Raw genomic sequence first — 23,402 nt, 5'->3', positions numbered from 1 at the left:
GGAGCGAATGGGATCACTGAGCACGGGCGGGGGCTCGTCGGCCGTCGCCGCTTCGGCACACGCGGGGTGCGAGCGCTTCCGCCACACCGACCCGATGGTGACCGGCCTCGCGCGTCGTGAACTGGCCGAACGCCTCGGCCACGCGGACGCTGACGGCGGCATCCCCGAGGCGCGCTGGATGCGCGCCATGACCTTCGAACGCCTCGTCAAGGACGAACGCTTCGTCTCTCCGCTGCTCACCACCGCTGTCGGCGACCTGCGCCTGCGCCGCCCCGACGCCGTCACGCGCCTCGACGCGCGCGTCTCCGTCGGTGCCACGGCGCAGGCCCTCGCGCAGGCGCACGAGGCCGCGGTCGAGCACGGCCACTGCACCCTCATCACGTCGCTCGCCGTGCCCTTCGTGGGCCTCGAGGGCGAAACCGGCGCTACGCCCGTCAAGCCCGACTTCGCCATCGTCACACCGCGATTCGCCGACGACCCACTCGGTCCGGGGGCCGCAGGCCCCGACGAACTCGACGAAGCCCTCCAGGCAGCTGACGCGAACGACGAGACGATGACCGCAGCCGGCGACGAAGCCATCGGCAGCTGGCTCGTCATGGGTGATGCGAAGGACTACGAGCGCGTGCGCAGCCGCATCGACGACGGCCGCATGCTCAAGGGCTTCCTCCAGGTTGCCCTCGGCGCCGAGTCCGCGGAAGCCTGGAGCAAGCGGCCCGCCGACATGCGCGTGCACACCTACGGCGCGCTCGCCGTGCCCCGCAACAGCTTCCTCCAGCCCACCGCCGTCATCGAACGCCTCGACGACCACCGCGCCGAGGTGCGCGCCCGCGCCGCCGAGCGCGAAGCGCTGCGCCAGGAGGTGCACGCCGAAACGGGCGGTGACCACGTGCCCGAGAGCGAACTGCAAGCGTGGGTCGACCACCGCGAGAAGGAGTTCGACCCCACCTCTTGCCAGACCTGCTCGATGTTCCGCTACTGCCGTCACCAGTTGCGCACGTCGACCGACGCCACCGACGTCCTCGTCGAGATCGGGGCGCCCACCGACGACCGTCCGGCGCTCGCAGCCCTCGTCACCGACGGCGTCGCGCCCGAACGCACGTCGACAACCCTGACGGCCGCCGTCCGCGCGACCCTCGAGGGAGCGCCGCAGTTGACGCCGCACGGCCGTATCGACCCCGTGGGCGAGGCGGGCACGATCGAGGTCGTCGTCGCGAAGGCCGACAGCAGCGCCCTCGGCGTCTACGGCATGGCCGTTCGCCGGGTGCTCACCGACGGCACCTTGAGCGAACTCGCGTCCTTCGCCACCGCCGAACCGCAGGCACCCGACACCCGACTCGCCGTGATGTCGCTCCTCGGCGAGCAGCTCGCCGCGGCGATGAAGGAGCTCCTCGCGACCGCGCCGCTCGACAAGGACGGTGAGCCCGACCCGAGCCCCGTTCACCTCGTCGTGCCCGACCGCGCCACCGCCGACCTCCTCGTCTCGATCGCCGACTCCCTCGCCGGTATCGAGACGAGCCGCTTGCGCTGGGCGCGCGACCTCGAGGCCGGACGCGAGCCCCTCACCTTCGACGGCAACCCCGCCACCGTGCCGGCTCCGCTCACCGACGAGCAGCGCCTCGCCGTCAGCTTCCTCCTCGAAGACGACCGCTCTCGCGCTCTCGTCGGGCGCAGCACCACTGTCGTCCTGCGTGACGTCGTGGCGCGGCACGTCATTCCCGGCGGCCCGCTGAGTGACGCCGGCCGTCTCGACTATCTGCTCGCGTGGGCCACGCGCGAGACCCCGATCGATCACCGGGCGCTGTCTGATGAGATCGCCGACCGCCACGAGACCCCCGGCGCGCGCCTGAGCCGCGATCGCTCCGACGAACTGTTCTCGCACATCTCGATGCGGCGCAAGCGCCATGAGCAGGAAGCCGTCGAGGGTTCGTTTCACGTGAAACCCCCCGAGGGGCCGCCTTTCCCCGACCTGGTCCGTGACGAGCTCGACTACAAACTGAGCCTGTTCGACGACGCCCGCAGCGTTCTGGCCGATCTGCCCGACGCTCCGACGCGAGTGGCTCACCGGGCGCACGAGGGCGCAGCGCAGGAGGTCTGGCGCCGTCGACTCCACCTGCACGCAAGCGACCTCGTCCGCTTCGGCCGCACCTCGCGGTGGTGGCGCAACAGCCAGGTCGAGATCCTGTCCGGCGACGCCGAGTTCGTCCACGGGCTCGCCATGCTCGGCGACCCGCAGGAAGCGCGCGACGCCGCACTCAACGCCGGCGTCAGGCACGTGGCGCTCGCCCGCGTCGTCGGCGACAACCCGCTCGTGCTTGCCGTCGGTTCGCGGCGCTTCACGGCCGGGCAGAACGTCGTCGCCCTGCACATTAACGCCGAGCCGACGATCGCCGAGGGCATCCCCAACGCGAAGAGCCCGACGAAGTGGGGACGCATCCCGATCGGCGCCCTTCTCGACCTCGACGACGTCGAACGGGTTGCGCTTCCCGACGAGGCCGCGCCCGTGGGTTATCGGCTCTTCGGTTTCGAGCCGGCGAATCCAACCAAGGGCAAGGAACCGCGCGAACTCACGGTCGGTGACGACATCGTTCTCGGCGATTACGAGAAGTTCGGCAACTTCTCCTACCGCCGCGAGGTCGCCGTGCCGATGCCCAATCTCGACACCTCGAGCGCACCCCGCCCGGCAAGTCGCAACGCCGAGGCGTGCGGGCCGGACTCGTACGCGAACGACCCGGAGAACCACGCCTGGTGCTGCAAACCGCACGAGGCGGCCGAGGCCGAGTTCAGCGACTACCTCGCCGAGCGCCGCGAGGCCGGCGAACTCAACCCGCAGGTGTGGCCGCCGCTCGTCGACACGGATGCCTTCGACATCGCGGAGGGCACGCTGCCGCAGGCCGACGACGAAGACGTCGACGCGACGCAGCCGCCCTCCGACCTCACCCGCGACGATCTGGGGGAGTGACCCATGGCTCTCACCTTCACCACGCCCACCCCCGTTGAGAACGCGCAGCACCACGCGAGTGCCGCGGCCTCGAACGCTGCCGTGGCCGCTGACGCCGTGGCCGAACTGCACGCGGCGCTCGCGGCGGTCGACGACGCCCTCCGCTCCTACGACCCCGAGGGTGACGACGCGGCTCCGGCCGCGCGACGCATCCTGCTCAAAGCCGCTGCGGGCGCGGGCAAGTCGTTCGTTCTCAAGCGCATGGTGGCTGAGGCGAGCGGCCTCGGCGAAGGGCGCACACCGACCGGCCGCAGCGTGGGCATCACGGCGTTCACGAATAAGCAGCTGTGGTCGCTCGCGGAGTCGCTGGGCCAGGATCTCGGCGCCGAGAACGTCGCGCTCGTCATGAGTAACTCGATCGACCGCGACACCCTGCCGCCCCACCTCGCGGAGCGGTGCACCATCGTCAGTTCGGGTGAGCTCGATCTCGAGACACCGGTCATCCTCGCCACCGCCGCGATGATGGGCATGCGCGGTTATGCCTGGAAGACGAGCCGCGACCTCGCGCGTCACGAACCGCTGTTCGACGTCCTTTTCGTCGACGAGGCGTGGCAACTCGCGGAGCATCTCTTCGACCGCGTCTCGTGGTTGTCGAAACTTCACGTCGGCGTCGGCGACGTCGGGCAGCTGCCGCCCCTCGACTCCTCGGCCAACCCCTGGCGCGGCGACTCGGGTTACAACCCGTACCGCGCATGGCCGGAGTCGTACGTCGGCATCACGGCGCGACGACTCGACGCCGAGCGTCACGGGGTCACGTGGGTGCGTGAGCTGCCCGCCGTCTGGCGTCCCACGGGTGAGCAACTGGGGCTCTGGCAGGCGTTCTACCCCGACTGGGCCGAACTGAACTGCGTTGCAGCGCCTGGCGATCGGTCGATCGTCGCGGGCGTATGCGCGAGGGAAGGCGCCGATGAGCCGACCTTCGGCGAGGAGATCGGCGGCCCCGAACTCGTCGACGCGCTGATGCCGGTGCGCGCTGCGTCCGACGACGTGTGGCGCCAACTCGGCACCGGCCGTCCGACGCTCCTCGAGATCGACGGCCTTCCCGAGGCGGAGGCCGCCGACATCGACGTTCCGCTCGTGGCGGCGATCGAGGCCCTCCTCGACGAGTTGGTGGCCGACGGCTTCGAACTGCGCAGCGCCACCTACGGCCCTGACGGGTCACCGACGGGAGAGCGCACCGACGGCATCGACGACTTCGGCGGCGACCCGCTCATCGCGCTGCTCGCAACTCGCAACCAGGCCGTCGACGACATGAGTGACGTCGTCGAACGCCTCACGCATCGCTACGACCTGCCCGAGGGCGCAGTCATCGCCTCGACGGTCGACTCCTGGCAGGGGCAGACGAACGGCATCACGGTCGCCATCCACCCGCTCTCGGGCGCGAGCAAACTCGACGAGTTCAACTCGGCGTTCGGCCGCCTCGCCGTCACATGCACTCGCGCGACGCACGGGCTGCTCATGGTGGCGCGTGCCGGACTCGACGACCTGCTCGCCACCGCGCCCGCGCGTCCCGGAACGCCGATCGGCGAACCGGGATCACGAGCCCTGCCCCGCCAGACGCACGAGCGCATCCTGGGTGCCTTCGCCCGCGGCACCCTGACGATCTGAGTGCCTTACGTCGTCGGGGTGTCCGTCGACGTCGGTGAGCCAGGCGTGTACGGCGGGTCTTCGCACATCCTCAGCGTGGTCGTCCCGCCCTTCTCGAACTCGGCAGGCGTCCCATAGGTGAGTGCCACGTAGCGGTCGCGGCCCGCGCAGTGCGCGGCGACCAGACGCAACGTGACGCGACGGCCATCGATCGTGCCGCGAGCCGTGATGTTTTCCGCCCCCCAGTCGTCCCACACGATGTCGGTGATCCGGGTGTCGCCCTCGACGAGAGTTGACGGTCTGACCGTCCCCTGCCCGGGCTCCTGCGGCGACGCCACGCCCACGGGCATGAGCGAGTCGCTGATCGGGGCGACGCTGCACGCACACGGCTCCGGTTGCGAACAGGCCGCGAGGAGGGCGAGCAACCCGGTTGCTCCGGCTCGTAACGTCAGTGCCTGTGTGCGTCTCATGCCCCTTTGACCCCGTCAGCGGCCTTGTGGTTCCGAAGCGACGCGAGTGGAAGGTTCAGAGGGGCGGGGTTTCCAGCCGCTGCGGGGCGGTCGACGTATCGGCGACCAGGGCGACGACGAACTGGCGTGACCCGAAAGTTACGGCGCGGAACGCATTAGCGTCGTCCTGAGGTGGGAGTCGGGGCTAGTTTTGTACCGATCGATACACCACAGGTTTCGGGAGGGGACGAGAGATGTCGAACAACAACGGCAACTGGGACGAGCAGCCCACCCAGGCGGCGCACCAGGGCCAGAACCAGCAGGGTCCGGCGCAGACCTGGCAGAACCAGCAGAACGGCGGTCAGCCGGGCCAGTACGGCCAGGGGCAGCAGGGGTACAACGGCCAGCAGCCTCAGGGTGGCCCCGGGCAGTACCCGCCGGTGCCGGGCCAGGCACCCCAGCAGCAGTACCCGTCGCAGGGTGGCTACCCGAGCGGTCAGCCGAACCAGCAGGGTCAGCCGGGCCAGTTCGGCCAGAACCAGCCGGGCCAGGGCTACGGCTCGCAGCCGCAGGGCAACTACCCCAGCGGTGGTTACGCGTCGCAGGGCGCGCAGCATTCGTCCGGCGCACCGGGCAGCAACCAGCAGTGGAACAGCCAGCCCGCCGCCGGTCACGGTTTCGCGGGCCAGAACAACCAGCAGCAGTACGGTCAGTTCGGACAGAACGGATCGTTCGCGACGACCGACACGAAGGCGAAGCCGAAGGCCGGCATCGGACGCACCATGGGTTGGGGGGTCGTCGCCACGGCCCTCCTCGCCATCATCGGCTGCTTCGGCACCTGGGTCTTCGTCAAGGTGGGTCACCCCATGACCGGCGACTTCACCGCCTCGACGAACGGCCTGGGCATGGAGTCGTCGAACGCTCCTGAGGGGCGCTCCACGGGCGCGGATCAGGAGAAGGTCACCGACGGCTGGATCATCCTCATTCCGGCCCTCATCGCACTCGCGCTCGGTGTGCTACGCGCCATCGGGCGAGTGCGCAAGCCGGTCATGTGGGGTGCTGTCGCGATGGGTCTCGTCGCGTCGGCCGTCGCCATCTACGACTGGTTCGACGTGCGCTCCGACCTGGCCGATCTCAAGGACCAGATGTCGTCCTTGGGTGATCAGGCCTCGTTCAGCGCCGGCAGCGGTTGGGGCCTGACGCTCTGTCTCATCGGCGGAATCGCGCTCGTCATCACGAGTGTGATCAGCGCGCTCCGCGACTGACCTTTCGGCGCGAAAGCGTCTACGACGAGCGGCGATCCGGTAGTCCGGGTCGCCGCTCGTCTCATCCCCCTGTGGACAACTTCGGACCCTTTGTCACCGGCGTGTGCCAGCATGAAGCATGAGCAACCAGGGGTGGGAGACGAGCGGCTGGGACGACGACCGGTCCGTGTACGACGAGCCCACGCGCATGTCGTCGGGCCCGGTGCCGCCCTCGCAGCCTCAGACGCCGTACGGGTATTCGAGCGGCTCCACTCCGTACGCGGACGGTTACCCCGCGCATCAGCCGTATCCGTACCCGCCGCAGGCGACGCCCAATGTGTTCCGGGCCCATCCGACCCCGGGCTTCGTGCCGGGCGCGGCCGGTTTCGACGGCCCCTGGCAGGGGCGTGTCGATCCGTACACGGGTGAGCCGCTGTCGGACAAGTCGAAGGTTGCCGCAGGTCTTCTGCAGTTCTTTCTCGGGTGGCTCGGCGTCGGGCGGTTCTACATCGGTGACACGACGGTCGGCGCGATTCAGCTCGGCATGTGGCTCTTCGGCATGGTGACGCTCATCTTCGGCATCGGCTTCCTCGTCCTCATGGGCCTGTCGCTGTGGGCGTTCGTCGACGCCATCCTCATGTGGACGGGCTCCGTGCGCGACGGCAACGGCCGCAAGCTCGGCCCCTGACGCGTTATGACGCGGGAGCGCCCTCCGGCGCGGCCGGAGGCGGGGTCGACGGCGCGGGCGGAGGCGTCGGCTCCGGCTGAGTGGTGAAGGTGTTCGTCGGAGACGGAGGCTTCGGCGTCGTCGGTTTGGGAGTGGTGGGCTTAGGCGAGGTCGGCTTGGGCGTGGTCGAACTCGTGCTGGGACGCGACTTCGACGAACTCGAGCTCTTGGACGCGCTGGAAGACTTGGAGCTCTTCGACGCACTCGCCTTGGCCTTGGCCTTGGCGGAGGCCGACGCCCGCGCCTCGGCCGCAACGCGGGCTGCCGCTGCCTTGCGGGCGCGTTCAGCGGCTGCTGCACGCTCTGCGGCAGCCTTGGCCGCCGCCGAGTCGTAGCTCGTGGCCGAAGAGGGGGACGAGGAGCTCGAGCTGCTCGAAGAACTCGGCGAACTCGTCGACGAGGAAGAGCTCGACGGCTCAGACGTCGAGGAAGCCACAGAGCCGGGTAGCTCGTCGCTGTTGCGGCCACCCTCGAACTGTTTCGCGAAGAGGGTGGCCCCCACGAGAGCCACGGATCCGACGACGGCAGCCGTCACGACCCCCACGAAGGCGCGCTGACGGGAACGATCAGCCTCTTCGTTCTCGGACTCATCGTCGTATTCGTCGTCGTACCAGTACGGCTCGTCCTCACCCATATACCACCGAGTCTACGAACGCTGGATGTTCGTGCAAACCGGCGTCGGCGTGTCGCGTCCGGGAGGAATCGCGCCTCGGCCGTCGAGGGCCGCAAAGGCGCACAGTTCAGCGTCGACGGGCGGAGTGACCCCACTTCGGATCGCTGCGCGCGACCACCCGCAAAGCATAGGGAAGAAATCATCACAATCCGATCGACACCGGTGAGTAGGTCGCGCCGCGAACCGCGTGAAACACCTGCCCTCCGTAGGGTTTGTCCAACGTTCAAAAGGTGTGATCCAACACACAGATTCCCGTGCCGGAAGGCCGGGGGAAGGGGGCTCACGTGAGTACGCCACATGAGCCGGACGAGCAGCTGGATCGTTCGTCCGAACCCGTGGTCGACAAGCCCGTCGATCACGACGCCGCGGCGCGGCGATACCTCTCCGTGCAGCAGAGCGCGGAGTTTCAGGATCTGCGTACGACGTTCCGCAAGTTCGTCTTCCCCGTGACGGCGTTCTTCCTCGTCTGGTACTTCGTGTACGTCCTGCTGTCGATCTTTGCGCCCGGCTTCATGGGTACCAAGGTGTTCGGCAACATCAACATCGGCCTCCTCATGGGCCTCGGACAGTTCGTCACGACCTTCGCGATCACGCTCACGTACTCACGCTGGGCCGGGCGTGAGCTCGACCCGCGCGCCGACGCCGTCGGTGCACGACTCGACGGGGAGGCGAGCCACTGATGTTCACCGCACTCATGCCTGCGGCCGACAACACGGTCGGCAACCCGGCGCTCAACATCGGCATCTTCGTGCTGTTCGTCGTCGCGACGCTCGGCATCGTCATCAAGGTCGCCGCCGGCAAGAAGACCGCCGGCGAGATGTACACCGGTGGCGCCGCGTTCTCCGGCAAGCAGAACGGCATCGCCATCGCCGGTGACTACCTCTCGGCAGCCAGCTTCCTCGGCATCGCCGGCGCCATCGCCCTCCAGGGCTACGACGGCTTCCTCTACTCCATCGGCTTCCTCGTCGCCTGGCTGGTCGCGCTCCTGCTCGTCGCCGAGCTCATGCGCAACACCGGCCGCTTCACGATGGCCGACGTCCTGAGCTACCGCCTCAAGCAGCGCCCGGTCCGTATGGCCGCTGCGTCGTCGGCGCTCGCCGTGTCGTTCTTCTACCTGCTCGCGCAGATGGCCGGTGCCGGTGGCCTCGTCAGCCTGCTCCTCGGTATCTCGGGCAGCGCGGCGCAGAACCTCGTCATCGCCGTCGTCGGCGTCGTCATGGTCATGTACGTCATGATCGGCGGAATGAAGGGCACCACCTGGGTGCAGATGATCAAGGCCGTGCTGCTCATCGCCGCCGCCGCGATCATGACGTTCTGGGTGCTCGGCAAGTACGGCTTCAGCCTCTCCGGCCTCTTCGACGCCGCCGTCAAGGAGAACCCGAAGGCCGGCGAGAAGCTCCTCGAGCCGGGCCTCAAGTACGGCAAGACCACGACGACGAAGATCGACTTCATCTCGCTGTCGCTCGCGCTCGTGCTCGGTACGGCCGGTCTGCCCCACGTCCTTCAGCGCTTCTACACGGTGCCGACGTCACGCCAGGCCCGTAAGAGCGTCGAGTGGGCCATCTGGCTCATCGGTGGCTTCTACCTGCTGACGCTCGTCATCGGCTTCGGGGCCGGCGCCCTCGTCGGCCCGGAGAAGATCAACGCCGCACCCGGTAAGGCCAACGCCGCCGCACCGCTGCTCGCGTATGAACTCGGTGGGTCGCCGCTGCTCGGCATCGTCTCCGGCATCGCGTTCGCCACGATCCTCGCCGTCGTCGCCGGTCTGACGATCACGACGTCCGCCACGTTCGCCCACGACCTGTACAACCAGGTGTGGAAGCGCGGCCAGGCTTCGCAGGAGGACGAGGTCAAGGTCGCCCGCATCGCAGCCCTCGTCGGTGGCGCCATCGCCGTCGGTGGCGGCATGCTCGCCAAGGACCAGAACGTCGCGTTCCTCGTCGCCCTCGCCTTCGCCGTCGCGGCGTCCGCGAACCTGCCGACGATCCTCTACTCGCTGTTCTGGAAGCGGTTCAACACGCGCGGCGCGCTGTGGTCGATCTACGGCGGCCTCGGCACCGCTCTCGGCCTCATCATCTTCTCGCCCGTCGTCTCCGGAAAGGTCGACCCGGTCACCGGCAAGAACCTCGCGATGCTTCCCGAGGGCATCGACTTCCAGTGGTTCCCGCTCGACAACCCCGGTCTCATCTCCATCCCCGTCGGTTTCGCGCTCGGCATCATCGGCACGTTGACGTCGAAGGAGTACGACGAGGCCAAGCACGCCGAGATGGAGGTTCGCTCCCTCACCGGACACGGCGTCGCGGAGGCCATCGACCACTGATCCTTCTTCGCAAGCTCAGAACGATCAGTCGATATTCTTGGCGGCCGACTTCTCACGACGCCCTCGGACAGTTCGCAAGCTCACTGTCCGGGGGCGTCGTTCGGCGTCAGCCGCGTGTACTCGTTTCGCGCGGGCCCCTGGCCCGGTCTGCCGGGCGTGGGTTGTAGACGGCGGCGCGAAACGCCCAAGGTTGGGAGTTTCTCGGTTCACTTGTGTGTGACTGGCTGGGAAACTCCCAACCTTGTGCCTTTTTGCCCCCGACCCGGTTACGCCCGGGTGTGGGGCGGTGCCATTCGAGTCCGTCTCGTGGGGTCCGAGGGGCAGCTTCCTACTGGAGGCCGCTGTCGAGGTCGCAGAGATCCCAGCTCGCCTCGTTCTTACCCTCCGGTTCACCGGGGAACGACCAGTTCACCTTCGTGTACGCCGGTTTGCCGTTGCACGTGCCGAGGGTCGCGACGATCGTGGCCGTTTCGATCGGCGCATCCGCCATCGACGTTCCCTTGAGCGCGTGCTTCGCCTTGCCGGTGCCGCGTGCGGTCTGGCCACCCCAGCTCGTCCAGGTGATGTCCGTGACGTACGTCGTCGAGTGAGTGCTCAACGCGAATTCCTTGGGCTTCACCGCGCCGAGGCCCGCTGCCATGACCGTGGTCGTGCCGGCCGGGGGCTGCTCAACACCGAACGTCGGGGTCTGGGCGGTGGTCGTCGCTGAACTCGCGCCGCCCGCCACGATGTACTGGTCGACGGTCCGCGCCGCGGCGAGCATGCGCTGCTTCGCGGCCCCGTGGGCGTCGGGGCCGCTGTACGAAAGCAGCCAGGTGCGGCCGTCGTCACCGCGCCAGATGACGTCCGACATCGTGGAGCCGTCCGTCGTGCGGGTCACCCAGAGCGTCTGCGCGGTGGGCCCGTCGGCAACCGTGGACGACGAGACCGGCCCCTGAGTTTTGCGCTGGGCGATGTACTGCTCCGCCGTCTCGGTGCGCGAGTAGAGGCTCACCGCCTTCGACTCGTTCGAGGCCGCGATGCGGTAGCACCCGTCGGACTCGACCTCGTAGTCGGTGACGGCCTGCTTCTCGGCCAGAACCTTCTCGGTGATCTTGTCGAGCAGCTCGCAGTTGCCCGCGGCCGGGTTCCACACCTGCGACAGCGGTGCCGGCGGGCGCTTCGCGGTCGAGGACGGTGACGCGCTGCTCGTTGTGGTCGATGAGGTCGACGAGGTCGACGAGCTGGACGTGGCCGCCACCGAGGTGGAAGGCGTGGTCGATGTCTGCTTCGAGCCGGGAGTCGACGGTGCTGCCGACTCCCGACTGGACCCCTGCCCGCAGGCCCCGAGGGCCCCGAGCGATGTCAGCAGCGTGACGGTGGTGATGGTGCGAATCGTTCCCCTCTGTCCCTTGAACGCAGCATAGGACCGGGAACGGACAACCCTGTCTGTCCGCGACGAGGCGTTCGTGCGGGAGATGTTCCCTGAGCGGTTGTGGTCCGCTTGGGCGTCGGCTGCCGCCGGGGAAGAATGGTGCGAATGAACGAGTCACAGGACGGGCAGCCGCTCAGCGGCGCGACGCGATTCGGCGACCACGCTGACCGGCACGACGATGCAACACAGGCGCTACCCGTCGACGACTCGCGAAGTGATCCGAGCACTGGCAAAGCCTCGGCGCAGGAGGGCGACCGCCCGCGCCTCGACGTCGGCGTCATCGTCTCGCCGAGCGTGAAGTCCGTGACGCGCGAGAGCGTCGGTGCTGACCTGGACGCCGAACTCTCCCAGCGCTACGCGCAGATCGACTGGAACGTCGTCGTCGTGGCGGATCGTCTCGAGGAACCGCCGGTCATGCCCCTCGACCTCATGGAGTCGGCCCGCGACCGGATGCTCGACGAGGACTGGGATCTCGTCCTCGTCCTCACCGACTTCCCGCTCAAGGACGGACGGCGCGTCGTGAAGACGCAGCTGTCGCCGGTGCACGGGGTCGGGCTCGTCGTCGTGCCCGCGCTCGGGGTCGTCCAGGTGCCGACGAGGGTGCGCAAGGCGTGCCTCACGCTCGTCGAGGAGATCCTCGACTTCGACGACGACGACTCCGTCGACGACATTCTGCGCCGCGCTCGCCAGCGCTCCGAGGACATCGAGGCGCACGCCGGGGAGAACCCGGCCCAGTTCGCCGCCCGCGTGCTCGGCGGGAACGTCGGGGTCCTGCTCGGGCTCGTGCGCGCCAATCGACCCCTGACCCTGGCGCTGCGCCTCACGCAGCTCATCGCCGTGACGGCGGCCGCCGGCGCGCTCATGCTCATCACGCCCGACATCTGGGTGCTCGCGAGCAACTACGGCCCCGGCCGCTTGGGGTTGCTGTCGCTCATCGCGGTGGCCGCAGTGACGGCGTCACTCATCGTGGGTGCTCGCCTGTGGGAGAAGCCGCGCCGCCGTGCCGAACGTGAACAGGTGACGCTCTTCAACGTCGCCACCGTGCTCACGATGACGATCGGCGTCACGGTGTTCTATTTGGCCGTGTTCCTCCTGGCGCTCGCGGCGGCGTTCCTGCTGCTCGACGGCGGTTCGTTCAAGCAGCTCTCGGACCAGGAGTGGAGCGTCGGACGCATCGTCGACATCGCCTGGATGACGGCGTCACTCGCCACCCTCGGCGGCGCAGTGGGTGCAGGGCTCGAGGAGGACGACATCATCCGCGCCGCCGCTTACACCCGCGAACCCGAAGCCGACGACCACTGAGGCGGCACCCCCAACCGCACGTACTCTCCAGTTACGCGGCCCCTCCTGCACGTACTCTCCAGTAGGGCGCCGTGCCACGAGACGTTACTGGAGGGTACGTGCAGGAGGGGCCCGGCCGGTGACGGGGCGCGAGGGGAACGGGGGGCCGGTGAAGCAGGGTGTCCTCTGCACCATCCCGTGGGCCGCCGGGGCGCTCCTGGTGCACGCGTGCATAGGATCGAAGTCGAACGTGTGACCCCGATTTCTTCGAGAGGTGCGCCATGAAGCTCGTCATCGGTATCGACATCGGCACGGCCAGCACGAAGGGTGTGCTCGTCGACCCGGCGAGCGACGGGGAGATCCTCGCCTCCACCCGACGCGACCACGAGATGTCGCTGCCCCAGCGCGGTTGGGCCGAGATGGACGCCGACGCCGTCTGGTACCGCGAGATCGTCGACATCCTCGGCGAACTCGCACCCCAGGCCGACGAGTGCGTCGGCGAGATCGCGGGCGTCTGCATCAGCGGCATGGGGCCGTGCGTCGTCCAGGCCGACGCCGACCTCGTCCCGCGGACCCCCGCCGTCCTCTACGGCATCGACGGGCGCGCCACCCGCGAGATCACCTGGATGACCGAGCAACTCGGCGCCGACACCATCCTCGAACGGTGCGGCAAGGAGCTCTCGAGCCAGGCCGTCGGCCCCAAGATCAAGTGGCTCGTCGACAACACCGACGGCCGGGCCGACGACCGCTGGTACGGCTGCCACACCTACGTACTCGCCCGCCTCGGCGCGCGCTGGGTGCTCGACCACCACACCGCCAGCCAGTGCGACCCCCTCTACGACATCGCGAAGCAGGACTGGGCCACCGACCTCGCCGAGAAGGTATTGCCCGGCACGCCGCTGCCGGAGCTCGTCTGGCCCGGTGACGTCGTCGGCGAGATCAGCGACGACGCAGCCCGCGAGACCGGCGTCCCCGCCGGAACGCCGCTCGTGTGCGGCACCGTCGACGCGTGGGCCGAGGCCTTCAGCGCCGGCGCTCGCAAGCCCGGCGACCTCATGCTCATGTACGGCTCGACGCTGTTCTTCGTCCAGTTCCTCGAGGGCATGCCGATCCGCGAGGGCCTGTGGACGACCTCCGGCGTCGAACGCGGCACGCACACGCTCGCCGCAGGCATGTCGACGTCGGGTTCCCTCACCCAGTGGGTGCAGAAGCTCACCGGCGACGCGCCTTTCGAGAAGCTCGTCGACGAGGCCGGCCACACCCCGCCCGGATCCGACGGCCTCGTCACGCTGCCGTACTTCGCGGGCGAGCGCTCGCCCATCTTCGACCCCGAGGCGCGCGGCATGTTCCTCGGTCTCACCCTCAAGCACACGCGCGGGCACATGTTCCGTTCCGTGTACGAGGGCATCGCGTGCGGCATCCGCCAGATCGTCGACATGCTGTCGGACGCCGACACGCCCGCGAAGCGCGTCTTCGCCGTCGGCGGTGGAACGCAGGGTGGCCTGTGGACACAGATCGTCAGCGACGTGACGGGCCTCGAGCAGATCGTGCCCGCCACAACCCTCGGCGCCTCCTACGGTGACGCCCTGCTCGCCGCCATCGGCACCGGCCTCGTGCCGCCGGAAACCGATTGGGCCACGGCCGATCGCACCGTCCGCCCCGACGAGACGCACCGCGAGACCTACGAGAAGCTCTTCGCGATCTACGACTCGCTCTACCCCGCGACCAAGGAGCAGATGCACGCGCTGGGGGAGTTGTGACGCAGCAACCCGCCGACGCCGAGGTCGAGGCTCTCCTCACCGAGATCATTGCCGGGATGGGGGCTGGTACGCCCTTCGGCGGAGGGGCCGTCGGCGCGCGGTGGGGCGCGAAGCGCCTCAAGAACGAAGTGGCCACGGCCCAGGTCGACGTCGGCCCTCAGCACGTCGATGAGGCAGTCGCGCGCCTCGCGGCCCTGCTCCGGTCCGCGCCACGGCAGGACGGCCCGACCGTGACACTCGCCGGCGTCCTTGGTTCGGGCTTCGGGAACATGAACCCAGCCCTCGTCAGGGTGGAGGTCACTCCGGAAGGCCGCATCCGCATCGCAGCCCACGCGAAGGAAGGCCTCATCAAGCAGCGCACGGCTCAGAAGGCCGTCAGCACGCTCACCGAGGCACTCGGCTGACCGCGCCGCTCGTCAGATCGCGCCGCTCGTCAGATCGCGCTGAACCCGCCGTCGACGACGAGGTCGTGGCCGTTGATCATCTCGGCGCCCTCGCCGAGCAGGAACGCGACGGCCGACGCCACGTCGTCGGGCTGCGCGAAGTGACCGTTCGCAATGCGTGCGAGCATCGGTGCGGCCTTGGCCTCCTCGCCCCAGACCCGCGTGCCCATCTCGGTGAGCACCACCGTCGGGCTCACGGAGTTCACGCGCACCCCGGCGCCGCCGAGCTCGGTGGCGAGCACCTTGCCCGCCATGATGAGCCCCGCCTTGCTCGTGCAGTACGCGAAGTGCTCCGCGAGCGCGCGTGAACCGGCGACCGAGGAGACGTTGACGATGCGCCCGCCGCCGCATTCGGCCATGCGCCGCCCGACGGCCGCGGCGAGCAGGGACGGCGACGTGAGGTTCATGTCGATGACGGCCTGCCAGTCAGCGGCGCTCATCTCGACGGCCGGCCCCGTGATCGAGATGCCAGCGTTGTTGACGAGGCCGTCGAGGTGGCCGAACGCGTCCCACAGTGCCTGCGCCGCGTCGTCCATGGCGCCCGTGTCGGCCAGGTCGAGCGCCACGGTCTTCACCTCGACGCAGGGGCACGACGCGTCGAGGATCTCGCGGGAGAGCTCCTCGAGCGCCTCGGTCGTGCGCGCGGTGAGGACGAGGCGCACGCCCGCGTCACCGGCCGTCGCCTGCGCCGCGAGATGACGGGCGATGTCGGCTCCGATGCCGCGTGACGCGCCGGTGACGGCGATCGTGGGGAGCGAGGTCATGCGTCCTCCAGAAGGGCCTGCGCCGTCTCGGCGTCCGTGACGAGTTCGTTGAAGAGGGAAGCCTTCGCCGCTGCTCGGATGCTCGCGACCTTGTCGGCGCCCGCCGCGATGGCGATGGCGTGCGGCACCCGCCGCAGCTGGTCGAAGTCCATGGCGACGAGATCCTCCATGCCCGGGAAGACGATCGGTTCGCCGTCGCGGTCGAAGGGGCGCGTGCAGATGTCGCCCACCGAATTGGCCATCGTGTTGCGGTCCTTCGAGATGACGCTCGGCAACGACGTGCGCAGCCGCGGCGCCGCCCCGATGCCGAGCAGTGCGACCGACGCGGTGTCCCACAGGGCCGTGACGCGCCGGATCGTCGGGTCGTTGCGCAGCATCGGCGCGAGCTCCGGGCCCGGCATCGCAGGGGCGTAGAGGAACTCCGCGTTGCCCTGCACCTTCATCGCCATGCGGCGCACGATCTCGTTCGTCTGGTAGTACGCGTCGGGCTCGTACATGCCGCCGACGGTGGGCGCGACGACGACGCCCGGCAGCGTCGGCACCTCCGAGCGGGAGGCCTCGTAGACGGAGGCACCCGAGGAGACGAGTAATGCGTCGCCGAAGTGGAGTTCGGCCGCTTCGAGTGCCTGGCCGACCTGCGGCGCGAGGGCCCGCCCGGCGTGAACCACGCTGGAACCGTGGCCGATCCACGCCCGGTTGATGCCGAGCGCCTGCGTCAGGTCACTGGCGAGGCCGCTCGCGTCGAACGTCGTCGGTCGGTGCACCTCGATCGTGACGATGCCGTGGGCGCGCGCCTCGGCGAGCAAACGGGACACAGTGGCGCGCGACATGCCGAGCTCCTCGGCGACCTGTGCCTGCGTGGCGTCCTCGGAGTAGTACATGTGCGCAGCGGCGTAGAGCAGGTCGTCAGAGAACCGGGCGCCGGAAGCGCCTGGTGGGGAAGCGAATTGGCTCACTGCTGACTCCTGTCTGCACGCCGCCCTCGGCGCGGTGTCTCCATCATCATCGTCTCACCTGCCGGGCCGTATGCACAGAAAAAAAATTCACTGAACAGATGTGCTGGACAAACGTGCTTCATCGGCTAGTGTGATCTGCATTGCATTGCGTGTGCGATGGATCACAACCCTCCTCGTGCCGCCGACTCAGTACGGAGAACCACCATGGCGAACGTTGAACTACCCCAAACGATGCAGGCCGTGGTGTGCCACGGGCCCGAGGACTACCGCCTCGAGGAACTGCCGACGCCCAAGCGCGGCGCCGGTGAACTCCTCGTCCGGGTCGAGGCCGTCGGCATCTGTGCAAGCGACCTGAAGTGCTACCACGGCGCCGCCAAGTTCTGGGGCGACGAGAACCGTCCGGCCTGGGCCGAGACCGAGGCCGTGCCCGGCCACGAGATCACCGGCGAGATCGTCGAGCTCGACGACGCAGCCCGCGCCGAGTGGGGCGTCGAGGCCGGGGACCGCGTCGTCGTCGAGCAGATCGTGCCCTGCTGGGACTGCCGCTACTGCGACACCGGCAACTACCACATGTGCGCGGTGCACAACATGTACGGCTTCAAGCGCGCCAACCCCGGCGGCATGGAGGAGTACATGGTCATGACGCCGGGCTCGCTCGTGCACAAGATCAGCAAGGACATCCCGCCGGCTCACGCCGCGTTCGCCGAGCCGCTCTCGTGCGCGCTGCACGCCGTCGAGCGCGCGAACATCACGTTCGCCGACGTCGTCGTCGTCGCCGGCTGTGGCCCCATCGGCCTCGGCATGATCGCCGGTGCTGCCGCCAAGTACCCGGCGCAGATCGTGGCGCTCGACATGGACGAGCGCAAGCTCGAACTCGCGCAGAAGACCGGCGCCACCACCGTCATCAACATCGCGAACGAGGACGCCGTCGCCAAGATCAAGGAGATGACGGGCGGCTACGGCGCCGACGTTTACCTCGAGGGCACCGGCCACCCCAGCGCCGTCCTGCAGGGCCTCAACTGCCTGCGCAAGCTCGGCCGCTTCGTCGAGTACTCGGTCTTCAAGGACGACGTGAGCGTCGACTGGTCGATCATCAGCGACGACAAGGAGCTCGACGTCCTCGGCGCCCACCTCGGCCCGGGCTGCTGGCCCGCAGCCATCCGCCTCATCGAGGAGGGCAAGCTGCCGATGGACGAGATCTGCACCCACCAGCTGCCCCTCGCGGACTTCCAGAAGGGCCTCGACCTCGTCAGCGCCGGCAAGGAGTCGATCAAGGTCAGCCTCATCCCCGGTGGGGCGAGCACGCAGAACGCCGGCCAGGCATGAGCGGCATCGTCGGACGCGACTTCTCCCGCCGTGACATGCTGCGCGCCGCCGGCCTCGGCCTGGCGAGCGTGCCGATCCTGGGCGCCTGTGGCGTCGGTGGCGGTGAGCGTCACGAGAACGGCGCGAGCGCCGTCACCGGCAGCTTCGACTGGAAGCGTGCCAAGGGCGAGACGCTGCACATCCTGCAGACGCCGCACCCCTACCAGCAGAGCTTCCAGCCGCTGCTCAAGGAGTTCGAGCAGCTCACGGGCATCACGGTCGTCGCCGACCTCGTGCCGGAGGGTTCGTACTTCACGAAGCTCAACACCGAGCTCGCCGGCGGTTCCGGTTCGCACGACGTCTTCATGACGGGTGCCTACTTCATCTGGCAGTACGGCCCGCCCGGCTGGATGGAAGACCTCAAGCCGTGGGTCGACAACGACGCGGCGACGAACGCCGACTACGACTTCGAGGACATCTTCCCCGGCCTGCGCAAGGCCACGTCGTGGGACTTCAAGCTGGGCTCGCCGCTCGGCACGGGCGGCCAGTGGGCCATCCCGTGGGGCTTCGAGAACAACGTCGTCGCCTACAACAAGAAGTTCTTCAAGGCCAAGGGCATCAAGCCGGCCGAGACGTGGGACGACTTCCAGCAGCTGGCCGTCGACCTGACGGACCGCTCGAAGAACCAGTACGGCGTCGCCTTCCGTGGCTCCAAGTCGTGGTCGACGATCCACCCGGGCTTCATGACGATGTACAGCCGCATGAACCTCAAGGATTACGACCGCAAGGGCGGCAAGCTCGTCCCGGGCATGGCCACCGACCCGGCCATCGCCTTCCAGAAGCAGTGGATCGAGCTGGCGCGCAAGGCCGGCCCGGCGTCGTGGACCACCTACGACTACCCCGACTGCACGCGTGACCTCGGCAACGGCAACGCCATGATGTGTTTCGATGCCGACTCGGCCACCTACCCGAAGAACAAGCCGGGTGCCTCGAAGGAGGCCGGCAACCTCGCCTGGCACTCCGGCCCCGCAGGCCCCGACGGCAACTTCAACACCAACCTGTGGACGTGGTCGCTCGCCATGAACGCAGCGTCGAAGAAGAAGCTCGCCGCGTGGCTGTTCATCCAGTGGGCCACCGGCAAGGAAGCGATGTCGAAGGCCGTCAAGCAGGGCGCCTTCGCCGACCCGATCCGCAAGTCGGTGTTCGACGGGGCCTTCAAGCAGGGCCTGTCCGGTTTCCCCGGCTACCTCGAGGCATTCGAGAAGGTCGTTGGGACGTCGTCCATCCAGTTCACCCCCCAGATGTCGTTCTTCCAGACGACGCAGGACTGGGCTGTTGCGCTTCAGGACATCTACGCCGGTGAGGACGCCAGCAGCCGGCTCAAGACATACGCAAAGTCGGCCGAAGCGAAGGTGAATGCGGCATGAGTTCCGTGAGTGAGGCGCGAAAGGGCGGGACGATCCCTACTGTTTCGGAGCGCCGGCGCAAGATGCGCCCCTATCTGTTGAGCATCCCCGCTGTCCTCGTCGTCGTCGGCATTCTCTACCCGTTCGTCGTCGGCGCCTACTACTCGATCCTCAACTACACGGCGTTCAACCCGCACCCCCACCTCGTGTGGTTCGACAACTTCAAGTCGGTGCTCTCGGACCCGCAGTTCTGGACGTCGGTGCGCATCACGGCGGTCTTCGCGATCGTCGCCACGGCCGTCGAGACGGTGCTCGGAGTCGGTGTGGCGCTGCTGCTCAACCGTTCGAGCCTCATCGGCAAGACCTTCGAGAAGGTGCTCATCCTTCCGCTCATGATCGCCCCGGTCATCGCCGGCACGATCTGGAAGCTGATGTTCAACCCGCAGTTCGGCGTCCTCAACCACATGTTCGGCCTCGGCTCGTTCGACTGGCTCAGCCGTGACATGGCGCTGTGGAGCTCGATCCTCGTCGACGCGTGGATCTACACGCCGTTCGTCGCGATCCTCGTCCTCGCGGGCATCCGGTCACTGCCGAAGGAGCCCTTCGAGGCGTCCGACGTCGACGGCGCCGGCTGGTGGTACATGTTCCGCCGCCTCATGCTGCCGATGATGTGGCCCTACATCCTGGTGGCCGTCATCTTCCGCTTCATGGACTGCCTCAAGGCGTTCGACCTCATCTACGTGCTCACGGCGGGTGGCCCCGGCCTCGCGACGCGCACACTCCAGATCGGTGCCTACGAGGACTCGATCACCTTCCAGAACTTCTCGCGCGGTAGCACGTACATGTTCATCCTGTGGATCCTCGTGTTCATCACCGCGAAGTACCTCGTCAGCGTCCTGGGCAAGGCCCAGCGCCGCGCAGCCGGAGCGGAGGACTGACATGGCTGCTGAACTGAAACCCGGTCAGAAGCGTTTGACGACGGGCTCGGTGCTCGCGGATCTGGGTGTCATCGCCTGGTTCGTGTTCGCCCTGTTCCCGATCCTGTGGATGATCCTGCTGGCCATGAAGACCCCGGCCGAGCAGACGTCGACGTACTTCTCGTTCTCCCCGACGCTGGAGAACTTCTCCACCGTCATGTCGAGCAAGGGCACCGACCTCACGTCGGTCGACTTCAAGACGGCCATGTTCACCTCGGTGCTCAACTGTGGTGGCGCGGTGCTCGTCTCCCTGCTCATCGGCATCCCGGCCGCCTACGCCGCGGGTAAGTGGAAGTTCCGCGGGTCCGAGGACCTCATGTTCAACATGCTGAGCTTCCGCTTCGCACCCGAGCTCATGGTCATCGTGCCGCTGTTCGTCATCTACAACCAGGTGGGCCTGTTCGACACGAAGCTCGGCATGATCTGGGTGCTCCAGCTCGTCACGATGCCACTCGTCGTGTGGATTCTGCGCTCGTACTTCCAGGATCTCCCCGAAGACCTCGAGTCGGCCGCCCTGCTCGACGGGTACACCCGCTTCAAGGCGTTCCGCATGGTGGCGCTGCCGCTCGTGCGTCCCGGCATCGCCGCGGCCGCCCTGCTCGCGTTCATCTTCGCCTGGAACAACTACATCTTCCCGCTGATCCTGGCCGACACGAAGGCCTCGACGGTCACCGTCGCCATCACGAAGTACCTCGGCGGCGGCGGACAGGCGTACTACAACCTCACCGCGGCGGCAGCGCTCATCGGCGCACTGCCCCCGCTCGTCCTCGCTCTGACGATCCAGCGTTACCTGGTCCAGGGCCTTTCCTTCGGAGCGGTGAAGAACTGATGGGAACCCTCGAACTGCGCGGCGTCACCAAGACGTACGGCGCCAAGAAGGCCGTCGACGATCTCACGATCGACATCGGCAACGGCGAGTTCTTCGTCATCCTCGGCCCCTCGGGTGCCGGCAAGACGACGACGCTCAAGGCCGTCGCGGGCCTCGTCGACATCGACGCTGGTGATGTCAGCATCGCCGACACCGACATGACGGGTGTCGAGCCCTACCACCGCAACGTGGCCATGGCGTTCGAGAGCTACGCGCTCTACCCGCAGAAGACGGTGGCGGAGAACCTCGCGTCGCCGCTGAAGTCCGGTCGTACGGGTAACTACTCGGAGGCCGACCAGAAGGAACGCATCGACACCGTCACCAAGACGCTCGGCATCAACCACCTGCTGAACCGTCTGCCGAAGGAGCTGTCGAACGGTCAGCGTCAGCGCACAGCCCTCGGGCGCGTGCTCGTTCGCCCCGCCGACATCTACCTGCTCGACGAGCCGCTCTCGCACCTCGACGCCAAGCTGCGCGCGTCGATGCGCGCCGAGCTCAAGGCGCTCGGTGGCCTGTCGAACACGACGACGCTGTACGTCACGCACGACTACCAGGAGGCCCTCAGCCTGGGTGACCGTGTCGGCGTCATGCGCGACGGGCGTCTCGTCCAGGTCGACGCTCCCGCCGTCATGTGGCGTCGCCCGAAGGACGTCTTCGTGGCCCGTGCTCTGGGCCAGCCGGAGATGAACCTCGTCGAGGCCGTCGTCGAGAACGGTGCCTTCCGCATCCCCGGCACCGAGGTCTCGGTCCCGGTCGCTCAGGGTCTCGACATCGCCCAGGGCGAGCGCGTGCTGCTCGGTATGCGTCCGGGTGAGTGCAAGGTCGTCGGCGCGAACGGTGAGGCCGGTTCCGGCAGCGTCGTCGTGCCGGGCAAGGTGCTCCTCGCCGAGCGTCTCGGGCGTCAGACCGAACTCGACATCGAGACGGGCGGCCCGAACCTCATCTCGACGGTGGCCGCTCACCTCGCACCCGACGAGGGCTCGGCTGTCGACGTCGCGATCGACTTGTCCAACATCCACGTTTTCAAGGCCGCGGAGAACCGCGACGACTCGCTCCGGATCGGCTCTGCCGCCGGCGCCGACATGCGCGAGGAGAAGCGATGAGCACGCCCGCCCGCTCCAAGAACGCAGGGCCCGCTCAGGGCGAGCCCCTCGGCCTGACGATCGACAACGTCCGCAAGGTCTACGCCTCGCGTGGCCGTGAGACGTTCGAAGCCGTCAAGGGCATGAACATGGACATCCGCCCGGGCGAACTCATCTCGCTGCTCGGCCCGTCCGGCTGCGGCAAGACGACGACGCTGCGCATGATCGCCGGGCTCGAGACGGTGACGTCCGGCGACATCCGCATCGGTGACACGCGCATCAACGACCTGCCCCCGGGCAAGCGCAACGTCGGTGTCGGTTTCGAGTCCTACGCGCTCTACCCGCCGCTCAACATCAAGGAGAACCTCGCCTACGGCCTCAAGGCTCGCAAGGAGCCGAACGCCGACGAGCAGGCCGAAGCGATCGCCAAGCGCCTCGACATGGAGGACCTCCTGCCGATGCGTCCGGCGTCGCTCAGCTCCGGTCAGAAGCAGCGTGTAGCCCTGGCTCGCGCGCTCATCCGTAAGCCCCCGGTGCTGCTGCTCGACGAGCCGCTCGGTCACCTCGACGCCTCGGCCCGCCAGCGGGTGCGTCGCGAACTCAAGCTGCTGCAGCGCGAGTTCGGCTACACGACGATCGTCGTCACGCACGACCAGCTCGAGGCGATGAGCCTCTCGGACCGTATCGCCGTGATGAACGGCGGCATCATCCAGCAGTTCGACACCCCGGACGAGATCTTCGACAACCCGGCCAACCTGTTCGTCGCCGACTTCGTCGGTGAGCCGAGCATCAACCTGTTCGACGGCGAAGCCGTCGTGCGGGACGGGAAGGTCTTCGCCAAGGTCGGCGAGGGCATGGTCGAAACCACCGTCGAGAGCGCCACGAACGGTCAGAAGGTGACGGTCGGCATCCGGCCCTCCGACTGCCGCACGGGCGTCGAGAGCGGCCTCGTCTCCGACGTCGTCGTCTTCGAGGATCTGCTCGAGTTCGGTCAGGCCTCCGTCGAGGTGCGCGGCACGGCCAAGCGCGCTCTCGTGCAGACGCCCGCCGAGGAGAAGTACGAGCCGGGCGACACGGTGGTCTTCGCCGCGCCGCCCGCGCGTGTCTACCTGTTCAACGCCGAGTCCGGCGACCGGGTTCGCTGAGGA

General features: G+C 68.2%; 21 protein-coding genes. 16 read left to right on the top strand and 5 right to left on the bottom strand.

What is annotated here, in order from left to right:
- Nucleotides 1–7: 7 nt before the first annotated feature.
- Complete coding sequence (locus tag IM689_RS13640; RefSeq protein ID WP_193644412.1) at nucleotides 8–2,959, top strand: hypothetical protein; 2,952 nt, start codon at nucleotides 8–10, stop codon at nucleotides 2,957–2,959.
- Between the two features lie 3 nt (nucleotides 2,960–2,962).
- The gene (locus tag IM689_RS13635; RefSeq protein ID WP_193644411.1) at nucleotides 2,963–4,606 is read left to right on the top strand and encodes an AAA family ATPase; all 1,644 of its coding nucleotides are present in this window, start codon (nucleotides 2,963–2,965) and stop codon (nucleotides 4,604–4,606) included.
- Between the two features lie 5 nt (nucleotides 4,607–4,611).
- Here IM689_RS13635 and IM689_RS13630 read toward each other — a convergent pair whose 3' ends face one another.
- Nucleotides 4,612–5,055, bottom strand: coding sequence for a hypothetical protein (locus IM689_RS13630; protein ID WP_193644410.1), 444 nt, complete (start codon nucleotides 5,053–5,055; stop codon nucleotides 4,612–4,614).
- 233 nt (nucleotides 5,056–5,288) lie between these two features.
- Here IM689_RS13630 and IM689_RS13625 point away from each other — a divergent pair, with 233 nt between their 5' ends.
- A complete protein-coding gene (locus tag IM689_RS13625; protein ID WP_193644409.1) occupies nucleotides 5,289–6,299 on the top strand; it encodes a hypothetical protein in 1,011 nt (336 codons plus the stop codon).
- A gap of 118 nt (nucleotides 6,300–6,417) precedes the next feature.
- Nucleotides 6,418–6,966, top strand: a complete 549-nt coding sequence (locus tag IM689_RS13620) for a TM2 domain-containing protein (RefSeq protein WP_227484871.1) — start codon at nucleotides 6,418–6,420, stop codon at nucleotides 6,964–6,966.
- Nucleotides 6,967–6,970: 4 nt separating this feature from the next.
- Here the strand turns inward: IM689_RS13620 and IM689_RS13615 are convergent, their stop codons facing one another.
- Nucleotides 6,971–7,639: a hypothetical protein gene (locus IM689_RS13615; RefSeq protein WP_193644408.1), complete on the bottom strand. Its 669-nt coding sequence runs from the start codon at nucleotides 7,637–7,639 to the stop codon at nucleotides 6,971–6,973.
- A 374-nt stretch (nucleotides 7,640–8,013) separates the two neighbouring features.
- Between IM689_RS13615 and IM689_RS13610 the strand changes: the two genes are divergently transcribed.
- Together IM689_RS13610 and IM689_RS13605 are read left to right on the top strand one after the other, a co-directional pair.
- Complete coding sequence (locus tag IM689_RS13610; protein WP_193644440.1) at nucleotides 8,014–8,358, top strand: DUF485 domain-containing protein; 345 nt, start codon at nucleotides 8,014–8,016, stop codon at nucleotides 8,356–8,358.
- A complete protein-coding gene (locus IM689_RS13605) occupies nucleotides 8,358–9,998 on the top strand; it encodes a solute symporter family protein (protein WP_193644407.1) in 1,641 nt (546 codons plus the stop codon). The genes IM689_RS13610 and IM689_RS13605 overlap by 1 nt, the downstream gene beginning before the upstream one ends.
- A 328-nt stretch (nucleotides 9,999–10,326) precedes the next feature.
- Here the strand turns inward: IM689_RS13605 and IM689_RS13600 are convergent, their stop codons facing one another.
- Entirely contained in the window at nucleotides 10,327–11,133 is an 807-nt protein-coding gene (locus IM689_RS13600; RefSeq protein WP_193644406.1) for a hypothetical protein, read from the bottom strand.
- Here IM689_RS13600 and IM689_RS13595 point away from each other — a divergent pair.
- From IM689_RS13595 to IM689_RS13580, 4 genes are all read left to right on the top strand, one after another.
- Complete coding sequence (locus IM689_RS13595) at nucleotides 11,111–11,404, top strand: hypothetical protein (RefSeq protein WP_193644405.1); 294 nt, start codon at nucleotides 11,111–11,113, stop codon at nucleotides 11,402–11,404. The genes IM689_RS13600 and IM689_RS13595 overlap by 23 nt on opposite strands.
- A gap of 113 nt (nucleotides 11,405–11,517) precedes the next feature.
- Complete coding sequence (locus IM689_RS13590) at nucleotides 11,518–12,714, top strand: hypothetical protein (protein ID WP_227484870.1); 1,197 nt, start codon at nucleotides 11,518–11,520, stop codon at nucleotides 12,712–12,714.
- Between the two features lie 260 nt (nucleotides 12,715–12,974).
- A complete protein-coding gene (locus IM689_RS13585; protein ID WP_193644404.1) occupies nucleotides 12,975–14,453 on the top strand; it encodes an FGGY-family carbohydrate kinase in 1,479 nt (492 codons plus the stop codon).
- Nucleotides 14,450–14,857: a hypothetical protein gene (locus tag IM689_RS13580; protein ID WP_193644403.1), complete on the top strand. Its 408-nt coding sequence runs from the start codon at nucleotides 14,450–14,452 to the stop codon at nucleotides 14,855–14,857. Before IM689_RS13585 ends, IM689_RS13580 begins: the two co-directional genes overlap by 4 nt.
- A gap of 29 nt (nucleotides 14,858–14,886) precedes the next feature.
- On the opposite strand, the gene IM689_RS13575 is transcribed toward IM689_RS13580, so the two are convergent.
- Both IM689_RS13575 and IM689_RS13570 read right to left on the bottom strand, forming a co-directional pair.
- Entirely contained in the window at nucleotides 14,887–15,660 is a 774-nt protein-coding gene (locus IM689_RS13575; protein WP_193644402.1) for an SDR family NAD(P)-dependent oxidoreductase, read from the bottom strand.
- The gene (locus IM689_RS13570; protein ID WP_319803898.1) at nucleotides 15,657–16,616 is read right to left on the bottom strand and encodes a sugar-binding transcriptional regulator; all 960 of its coding nucleotides are present in this window, start codon (nucleotides 16,614–16,616) and stop codon (nucleotides 15,657–15,659) included. Before IM689_RS13570 ends, IM689_RS13575 begins: the two co-directional genes overlap by 4 nt.
- Nucleotides 16,617–16,820: 204 nt before the next feature.
- Between IM689_RS13570 and IM689_RS13565 the strand changes: the two genes are divergently transcribed.
- Genes IM689_RS13565 through IM689_RS13540 form a run of 6 tightly spaced genes read left to right on the top strand, consistent with a single transcriptional unit; the run spans nucleotide 16,821 to nucleotide 23,399 of the window.
- Nucleotides 16,821–17,942 (top strand): alcohol dehydrogenase catalytic domain-containing protein, encoded by a 1,122-nt coding sequence (locus IM689_RS13565; protein WP_193644401.1) that lies wholly within the window; start codon nucleotides 16,821–16,823, stop codon nucleotides 17,940–17,942.
- Nucleotides 17,939–19,348: an extracellular solute-binding protein gene (locus IM689_RS13560; RefSeq protein WP_227484869.1), complete on the top strand. Its 1,410-nt coding sequence runs from the start codon at nucleotides 17,939–17,941 to the stop codon at nucleotides 19,346–19,348. Before IM689_RS13565 ends, IM689_RS13560 begins: the two co-directional genes overlap by 4 nt.
- Complete coding sequence (locus IM689_RS13555; RefSeq protein ID WP_193644400.1) at nucleotides 19,345–20,265, top strand: carbohydrate ABC transporter permease; 921 nt, start codon at nucleotides 19,345–19,347, stop codon at nucleotides 20,263–20,265. The genes IM689_RS13560 and IM689_RS13555 overlap by 4 nt, the downstream gene beginning before the upstream one ends.
- Nucleotide 20,266: 1 nt before the next feature.
- Nucleotides 20,267–21,133 (top strand): carbohydrate ABC transporter permease, encoded by an 867-nt coding sequence (locus tag IM689_RS13550; protein WP_193644399.1) that lies wholly within the window; start codon nucleotides 20,267–20,269, stop codon nucleotides 21,131–21,133.
- Nucleotides 21,133–22,275 (top strand): ABC transporter ATP-binding protein, encoded by a 1,143-nt coding sequence (locus IM689_RS13545; protein WP_193644398.1) that lies wholly within the window; start codon nucleotides 21,133–21,135, stop codon nucleotides 22,273–22,275. Before IM689_RS13550 ends, IM689_RS13545 begins: the two co-directional genes overlap by 1 nt.
- Entirely contained in the window at nucleotides 22,272–23,399 is a 1,128-nt protein-coding gene (locus tag IM689_RS13540) for an ABC transporter ATP-binding protein (RefSeq protein ID WP_193644397.1), read from the top strand. Before IM689_RS13545 ends, IM689_RS13540 begins: the two co-directional genes overlap by 4 nt.
- Nucleotides 23,400–23,402: the final 3 nt, after the last annotated feature.

Origin of the sequence: Dermacoccus barathri, assembly GCF_015070805.1 — a bacterium.
GTDB classification, from domain to species: domain Bacteria; phylum Actinomycetota; class Actinomycetes; order Actinomycetales; family Dermatophilaceae; genus Dermacoccus; species Dermacoccus abyssi.
The sequence above is the reverse complement of the archived record's forward strand: the minus strand, read 5'-3'. Positions and strand labels throughout refer to the sequence as shown.

Excerpts from the sequence above, each read along its gene's own strand:
- IM689_RS13640 (WP_193644412.1), top strand. The coding sequence starts at position 8 with ATGGGATCACTGAGCACGGGCGGGGGCTCGTCGGCCGTCGCCGCTTCG.
- IM689_RS13635 (WP_193644411.1), top strand. The coding sequence starts at position 2,963 with ATGGCTCTCACCTTCACCACGCCCACCCCCGTTGAGAACGCGCAGCAC.
- IM689_RS13630 (WP_193644410.1), bottom strand. The coding sequence starts at position 5,055 with ATGAGACGCACACAGGCACTGACGTTACGAGCCGGAGCAACCGGGTTG.
- IM689_RS13625 (WP_193644409.1), top strand. The coding sequence starts at position 5,289 with ATGTCGAACAACAACGGCAACTGGGACGAGCAGCCCACCCAGGCGGCG.
- IM689_RS13620 (WP_227484871.1), top strand. The coding sequence starts at position 6,418 with ATGAGCAACCAGGGGTGGGAGACGAGCGGCTGGGACGACGACCGGTCC.
- IM689_RS13615 (WP_193644408.1), bottom strand. The coding sequence starts at position 7,639 with ATGGGTGAGGACGAGCCGTACTGGTACGACGACGAATACGACGATGAG.
- IM689_RS13605 (WP_193644407.1), top strand. The coding sequence starts at position 8,358 with ATGTTCACCGCACTCATGCCTGCGGCCGACAACACGGTCGGCAACCCG.
- IM689_RS13590 (WP_227484870.1), top strand. The coding sequence starts at position 11,518 with ATGAACGAGTCACAGGACGGGCAGCCGCTCAGCGGCGCGACGCGATTC.
- IM689_RS13585 (WP_193644404.1), top strand. The coding sequence starts at position 12,975 with ATGAAGCTCGTCATCGGTATCGACATCGGCACGGCCAGCACGAAGGGT.
- IM689_RS13575 (WP_193644402.1), bottom strand. The coding sequence starts at position 15,660 with ATGACCTCGCTCCCCACGATCGCCGTCACCGGCGCGTCACGCGGCATC.
- IM689_RS13565 (WP_193644401.1), top strand. The coding sequence starts at position 16,821 with ATGGCGAACGTTGAACTACCCCAAACGATGCAGGCCGTGGTGTGCCAC.
- IM689_RS13560 (WP_227484869.1), top strand. The coding sequence starts at position 17,939 with ATGAGCGGCATCGTCGGACGCGACTTCTCCCGCCGTGACATGCTGCGC.
- IM689_RS13555 (WP_193644400.1), top strand. The coding sequence starts at position 19,345 with ATGAGTTCCGTGAGTGAGGCGCGAAAGGGCGGGACGATCCCTACTGTT.
- IM689_RS13550 (WP_193644399.1), top strand. The coding sequence starts at position 20,267 with ATGGCTGCTGAACTGAAACCCGGTCAGAAGCGTTTGACGACGGGCTCG.
- IM689_RS13545 (WP_193644398.1), top strand. The coding sequence starts at position 21,133 with ATGGGAACCCTCGAACTGCGCGGCGTCACCAAGACGTACGGCGCCAAG.
- IM689_RS13540 (WP_193644397.1), top strand. The coding sequence starts at position 22,272 with ATGAGCACGCCCGCCCGCTCCAAGAACGCAGGGCCCGCTCAGGGCGAG.